The sequence below is a fragment of the Chryseobacterium contaminans genome (assembly GCF_001684955.1).
Classification (GTDB): domain Bacteria; phylum Bacteroidota; class Bacteroidia; order Flavobacteriales; family Weeksellaceae; genus Chryseobacterium; species Chryseobacterium contaminans.
This window is the reverse complement of record NZ_MAYF01000096.1, coordinates 1-6,641: the sequence shown is the minus strand read 5'-3', so window position 1 is coordinate 6,641 and position 6,641 is coordinate 1. Positions and strand designations below refer to the sequence as shown.

General features: G+C 34.9%; 7 protein-coding genes and 1 rRNA gene. All 8 read left to right on the top strand.

Annotated elements, in window-relative coordinates:
* Positions 1-129 (top strand): undecaprenyl diphosphate synthase family protein (locus BBH99_RS07195; protein WP_165601896.1); only part of this gene is annotated, 129 nt, incomplete at its 5' end.
* 27 nt (positions 130-156) lie between these two features.
* Entirely contained in the window at positions 157-2,691 is a 2,535-nt protein-coding gene (gene bamA, locus BBH99_RS07190; protein ID WP_066693945.1) for an outer membrane protein assembly factor BamA, read from the top strand.
* 8 nt (positions 2,692-2,699) lie between these two features.
* Positions 2,700-3,251, top strand: coding sequence for an OmpH family outer membrane protein (locus BBH99_RS07185; RefSeq protein ID WP_066693946.1), 552 nt, complete (start codon positions 2,700-2,702; stop codon positions 3,249-3,251).
* Positions 3,252-3,317: 66 nt separating this feature from the next.
* Complete coding sequence (locus BBH99_RS07180; protein ID WP_066693939.1) at positions 3,318-3,821, top strand: OmpH family outer membrane protein; 504 nt, start codon at positions 3,318-3,320, stop codon at positions 3,819-3,821.
* Positions 3,822-3,891: 70 nt separating this feature from the next.
* A complete protein-coding gene (locus BBH99_RS07175; protein ID WP_045501263.1) occupies positions 3,892-4,377 on the top strand; it encodes an acyl-CoA thioesterase in 486 nt (161 codons plus the stop codon).
* A 46-nt stretch (positions 4,378-4,423) separates the two neighbouring features.
* Complete coding sequence (rfbD, locus tag BBH99_RS07170) at positions 4,424-5,284, top strand: dTDP-4-dehydrorhamnose reductase (RefSeq protein WP_066693938.1); 861 nt, start codon at positions 4,424-4,426, stop codon at positions 5,282-5,284.
* Positions 5,285-5,289: 5 nt separating this feature from the next.
* Positions 5,290-5,970 carry a hypothetical protein gene (locus BBH99_RS07165; protein ID WP_066693936.1) on the top strand — a complete coding sequence of 227 codons (681 nt, stop codon included), beginning with the start codon at positions 5,290-5,292 and terminating at the stop codon, positions 5,968-5,970.
* 586 nt (positions 5,971-6,556) lie between these two features.
* A 16S ribosomal RNA gene (locus tag BBH99_RS07160) occupies positions 6,557-6,641 on the top strand; the annotation flags it as partial.

The following is a 6,641-nucleotide window of genomic DNA, read 5'->3' as shown; positions in this document are numbered from 1 at the left end:
GCTGAATTACAGTTTTTAAATGTTCTATGGCCGGATTTTACCAAAGATATTTTCTTCCAATGTATTGTTGATTATCAAAACAAAGAAAGAAGATACGGATTAACCGGAGAGCAGATACAAGGCCAATAATTTTAAAGAAAAGAAAGACTCGATAAAATGAAGTTTAGACTATTACCCATCATTATGTTTGCTGCTTCTGCACATTTTTATGGACAAGTAACGCCACAAGACAGCACAAAAGTAAACAATGCTGTACATGCAGACAATGAGGTAGGTACTTATACGCTTAAAGACATTGTTGTAGATGGGGTAAAAAAATATACACCAGCTCAGATCCTCAGATTTACCGGCTTATCCAAAGGAGAAACCGTAGATATTCCAGGACAGAAAATCAGTAATGCTGTTAAAAAGCTTTGGGATACACAATCTTTCTCTGAAGTGGAAGTATACGTGCAAAGTATTGAAGGACAGACTGTAGTTCTTAAATTCTATCTTCAGGATCTGAAGGAACTTGGAGAAGTAAAATTCAAGGGTAAAGGAATTGGGAAGTCAAAAGGTGAGAAACTGGCTAAAGACAACAATCTGAAGCCTGGTACAAAGATTACCCAAAACCTGGTATCAAGTCTTAAGACAAATATTCCGAAAGACTATATCAAAAAAGGATTTGCCGATGCAAAAATTACAATTGAAGATAAAGTAAATGCCGGAGACCCTGCTTTGGTTGACTGGACGATCAATGTAGAAAAAGGTAAAAGAGTTAAAATCGACCATATTGAGTTTGAAGGAAACCCAAGTGTAAGTGATAGAAAGCTTAGAAACAAAGCCTTTAAAGAAACAAAACAGAAACGTTTCGGTATTGGTGGAATTTTAAAATCTTCAAAATTCATCGAAGATAAATATCAGGAAGATAAACAAAACCTGATTAATTATTATAACTCGCTGGGATATAGAGACGCGAAAATTGTTTCAGACTCTGTATGGAGAAATAAGAACAATAACTACGAAATCAATGTAAAACTTAACGAAGGTAAAAAGTATTATATCGGTGATATTACGTTCACTGGTAATACAGTTTACTCTACAGAATATTTACAGAGATTATTAGGATATAAGAAAGGGGATATTTACGATGCGGTTGGATTCAACAAAAAGGTTGGTGAAGACGGTGGTAAAGAAGATGACTCCGATATCAAATCCGTTTATATGAACAACGGATACCTTTTCTCCAACGTAACGCCGGTTGAAAAATCAGTGAACGGTGATGCCGTAAACTTGGAGATCAGAATTAATGAAGGAGAACAGGCTACCTGGAATAAAGTAACATGGCAGGGAAATACAACAACCCATGACCACGTAATCCTTAGAGCATTAAGAACAAAGCCAGGAGAATTATTCAAAAAGACCGAAATCAAGAGAACTTATTTTGATTTAGCAGGGATGTCATTCTTCGATCCACAACAGATCGGACAGGATATTCAGCCTAATCAGATAGATAATACTGTAGATATCAACTGGAAACTTGTAGAAAAAGGATCTTCTCAGGTTCAGCTACAGGCAGGTTACGGAGGTAATAGTTTCATCGGTACTTTAGGTTTAACGTTCAATAACTTCTCATTGAGAAACTTCCTGAAGTTTAAAGACTTTAAGCCGGTTCCACAGGGAGACGGACAAACTTTCTCCATTCAGGTGCAGGCAGGACAGTACTTCCAGAACTATGGAGTATCATTTGTAGAACCTTGGTTATTCGGTACAAGACCAACAGCTCTTTCTGTGAGTTTGAACAACTCAAGAGTAAAATATAGTGATGGACTTGGAGGATCCCAGAAATTGAATATTTTCTCAGCATCTGTAGGTTTGAACAGACTATTGAACTGGCCGGATGACTATTTCTCGCTATATACAGGATTGCAGTTCCAGAAGTATGACTTCAATAACTATCCATTCCAGTTTGGAGAGACTACAGAATATAACGGATCTGCTAATAACTTCAGTATCAACTTAGGATTAAGCAGAAACTCTGCCGGGATAGACCCTATCTTCCCGACAATGGGTTCCAATATTGAACTTTCTGCTAAATTAACGCCACCATATTCATTGTTTAGTAATAAAGATTATGATACAATGAAGCCTATTGATAAGTATAAGTGGATGGAATTCTATAAAATCAAGTTTAAAGCTGACGTTTATAACGAAATTGCCGGTAAACTGGTATTGAGATCTTCTGCTGAAATGGGATTCATGGATGGATATAACAAAAATCTAGGAGCACCACCATTTGAAAGATTCTATGTGGGAGGTACCGGATTATTTGGAGGTAGATATGACGGCCGAGAGCTAATTCCATTAAGAGGATATGATAACGCAAGTACTTACGGTGGTGAATCTACCGATATTACTCAAAGAGGTGGGGGAACAATCTATAACAGATTTACTTTAGAATTAAGATACCCAATCTCAATGAACCAAACAGCCAAAATTTATGCACTAACATTTGCTGAAGGAGGTAACGTTTGGAACTCATGGGGTAATTATAACCCATTCCAGCTGAAAAGATCAGTTGGGGTAGGAGTTAGAGTTTACATGGGAGCGTTCGGATTGATTGGGTTCGACTTTGCGTATGGATTTGATAAGACAATGTCAGGAACTCCTTCAGGATGGCAAAACCACTTCTTGATGAACCAATCATTATAATTATACATATGAAGAACTTTAAAATAACCATCACTTTTATATTACTTTTACTTTTTGGGTTAGGAAATGCTCAGAAAATCGGAGTAGTAGATACTAATGAAATTTTAAATAAATTACCTCAGTATAAAGAAGCCGAAGCGAGATTAAACTCTCAGATCGATACCTGGCAGTCTGAACTTCAGAATATGCAGTCAGAATATGAAAGAAAAAAGGCAGCCTTTGAAAGTGAAAAAGTGTTATTGATAGGTGATCAACTAAAACTAAGAGAAAAAGAAGTAGTAGACCTTGACAAGAACATCAAAACCACTACAAGTTTACGTTTTGGTGCCAATGGCGAAATAGCAAAATTGAGAACCAATCTCGTTTTACCATTCCAGGATCAGATCTGGGAGGCCATTAAAACCATGTCTGAAAAAAATGGGTTGGGCATAGTTCTTGATAAAAGCAATAACATTAGTGTTATATTTCTTCAGGGAAAATATGATTATACAGAAAAAGTATTAGCTATTTTACTGAAAGGAGATAAAAAAGAGAAAACAACAAGTAAAAGTAAAAAATAAAATTATAAGTTAACTTTTACGTAAATTTGAAATCTAAAAACAAATTAAATTATTTATTTACCAATTATGAAAAAATTAAGTGTATTATTTGCAGCAGTAATGATGGTTGTTTCTGTAGGTATGGCAAAAGCTCAAAAAATGGCTACTTTAGATGTATTGGGAGTTCTTAATGCAATGCCTGAAAAGAAAAAAGCAGATGCTGACCTTAAAACATTCTACGATACTAAACAAGCTGAGATCAAGAAAAAATATGATGCTGGGCAAGCTAAACTAAAGCAATATAGCGAAGAAGCTCCTAAGAAAACTGCAGACGAAAACAAAGCTAGAGAAGCTGAATTACAAAAAATTCAGGAAGAAATAGCTCAAATGCAGGACAAAGCTCAAAAAGATCTTCAGGCTAAGCAAGAAGTAGCTTTCGGACCAATTGAGAAAAAATTGAACGATGCTGTTGATAAAGTTGCTAAAGCTAACGGATATGAGTATGTAATGGATGCAAATTCACCTGCATTCCTTTATAAAGCGGGAGCTGATGCTACTGCAGCTGTAAAGAAAGAATTAGGAATTCAATAATTTCGACAAATTAACAAAGATTTATAAGACAAACCGCCTCCAAAAGAGGCGGTTTGTTTATTTTTGCGGAATGGAAAAAGAAGTATCAACTATAGTAAAAGTTAGGTTCAGCGATTGTGATCCGATCGGCCATTTGAATAATGTAAAATATCTCGATTATATGTTCAATGCCAGAGAAGATCATGTAGAAACATTCTACGGATTTACTTATGAGGAATATACCAAACAGACAGGCTGCACCTGGATCGCTATCCAGAATGAAATAGCTTATATGAAAGAAGTAAGGTATAATACTCAGGTCGTTATCAGCAGTAAAACTATCGATGTACAGGATAGAACAGCCAAAGTCGAAATCCTGATGAAAAGCTTAGATGAGAAAACAGTTCATGCTGTACTTTGGGTTACTGTCATTTATTTCAATATGAAAACAAGAAAATCAGAAGTTCATCCAGAAGATATAAAAGAAACATTCAATAAGTTTTATGTAGATCTGATACAAAAGGATTTCCAGTCAAGAGTTAAATTTTTAAGATCTCAAAATGCAAAAAACTCTTAATAGATATTTCTATTGAGAACTTTTGATAATTTAAAATGAATAATATATGAAAAAAATAGCAGTAATAGGCAGCAATGGCCAGTTAGGAAACTGTATCAGAAAAATTGCTCCCAATTTTGAAAATAAATATGAGTTTATTTTTACAGATTCCACAACCCTGGATGTTACCAGCGAAGAACAAGTAAACGACTTTTTCTATGACAACAAACCGGATTACTGTATCAATGCATCTGCATATACGGCGGTAGACTTAGCAGAGAAAGAAAGAGAGAAGGCATTTGCTGTAAATGCGGATGGAGTGGCTCATCTTGCTCAGGCCTGCACTGAATATAAAACTATTCTTATTCATGTCTCTACAGACTATGTTTTTGATGGAGATACAAACCTTCCTTATTCAGAAGATGATTTTACCAATCCAATAGGAGTCTATGGAGAATCAAAGAGAAAAGGTGAAGAGCTGGCATTGGAGCTTAATCCCAGAACTATTATCCTGAGAACTTCATGGTTGTATTCTGAGTTTAATAAAAACTTTGTAAAAACTATGCTGAACTTGTTTTCTCAGAAAACGGAGCTAGGAATTGTTGCAGACCAGTTCGGACAGCCTACAAATGCTAACGATCTTGCCGAAGCAATCATGAATATCATTGAAAATCCAAATAAAACCTTTGGAATTTTCCACTTTTCAAATTATCCGGAAACCACATGGTTTGATTTCGCTAAGAAAATTGCAGAATTTTCAAAATCCTCAATACAATTAAATGCATTAACAACCGAGCAGTATCCTACTCCTGCCAAAAGACCTGTAAGAAGTACAATGTCTCTGGATAAAATAGAAGAGATGTATAAAATTGAACCAAAACACTGGGAAAACAGTCTTGAAGAATGTATTGACATCCTTACGCAATAAATAATATGAAAAATATAGCCATCATCTTTTCCATACTTTGTGCTCATCTTTTGAGTGCGCAAAATGTTTATCTGAACAAAGTGGAGAAAACCAATGACAATTCAGATAAGTTTCTCTACAAAAAAGATGAAACAGAAACAAGTGCAATCTATTTGGGAGAAGCAGAAGTTCGGGGCTTCTCAAAAGATGATGCAATGGTTTTTTCATTAGTTTATAAAAAAGCAAAGGAGATTGGTGCCAATACCTTTGTAATTAAACCCTTTGAAAACATTGATGGATCGGCTCAGGCTTTCAACCCTTCTAATTATAAGATTGCATTATATTATACTCCAAAAGAGAAACTGAAAGTTCAGGAAGGTGCAATGTATATTTTTGCTTCCTCAGAAAAAGATCAGAAGATTAATATTAATAAGAGGGATTATATTATATCACCAAGGTCATTTTTAAAATTAAAAATTGTTCCGGGTGAAGTGTATACCATCTCAACTAAAAAACTTTTAGGTTCAACGGTGAAAGTCCAGCCGAAAACCAATGATGACAATCTTTATTTTCAGATTTCATCATTAAAAGTAAAGTCGGATAACTCTGGAATTGGTGGTTTGAATCTTAAATCAGGAGATATTGTTGGCTTGGAAAAGTCCTATGCGGAATTTTTAAGTGCAATTTACAAAGAAGATAAGCAATAAAATTATATTAGATAAATAGCAAATACCCGGTTTGAATCATACCTGGGTATTTTTTTTATATTTTGTTTAAAATTTTTCACCCATGTTATCAGGCTATTAAGTGTAAAAATGAGGTTCAATATGAATTTTATGTTAAATAAGTTTGTTTTGCGTAGTAATAAGTTACTATCTTTGCCCCACTGAAAACGAGAGTAGATCGGTAGCGCAGAAGAGCTTTTAGACAAGCAGGAACATTATAATACTTCAAAAGATAAAGACGAAAAAAACTTTTAATTTTTTTAATAAAAAAGGTTGTAAGTTAAAATAAAGTTTCTATCTTTGCAGTCCGAATAATTCGGAGCGCAGGAGTGGATAGATTGAGGTTTTGGAAAGGGTTAAGGTTACTTAAAAAACTTTAAAATTTCTTTCAAAAACATTTGGTCATTACAAAATAAAGTTTTACTTTTGCACTCGCAAATACGGAGCGACACTGACAGAGAGATTGCTTCGTTAAAAAGCGGAAGATATAAAGATCATTGACATACAATATAACAACCAAGTAAGGAAAAACTAAAGCGTTAAAACTTTGAGTGAGTCAGACAAACATACAATGGAGAGTTTGATCCTGGCTCAGGATGAACGCTAGCGGGAGGCCTAACACATGCAAGCCGAGCGGTAGAGTCTCTTCGGAG

Excerpts from the sequence above, each read along its gene's own strand:
- BBH99_RS07165 (WP_066693936.1), top strand. The coding sequence starts at position 5,290 with ATGAAAAATATAGCCATCATCTTTTCCATACTTTGTGCTCATCTTTTG.
- BBH99_RS07180 (WP_066693939.1), top strand. The coding sequence starts at position 3,318 with ATGAAAAAATTAAGTGTATTATTTGCAGCAGTAATGATGGTTGTTTCT.
- bamA (WP_066693945.1), top strand. The coding sequence starts at position 157 with ATGAAGTTTAGACTATTACCCATCATTATGTTTGCTGCTTCTGCACAT.
- BBH99_RS07185 (WP_066693946.1), top strand. The coding sequence starts at position 2,700 with ATGAAGAACTTTAAAATAACCATCACTTTTATATTACTTTTACTTTTT.
- rfbD (WP_066693938.1), top strand. The coding sequence starts at position 4,424 with ATGAAAAAAATAGCAGTAATAGGCAGCAATGGCCAGTTAGGAAACTGT.
- BBH99_RS07175 (WP_045501263.1), top strand. The coding sequence starts at position 3,892 with ATGGAAAAAGAAGTATCAACTATAGTAAAAGTTAGGTTCAGCGATTGT.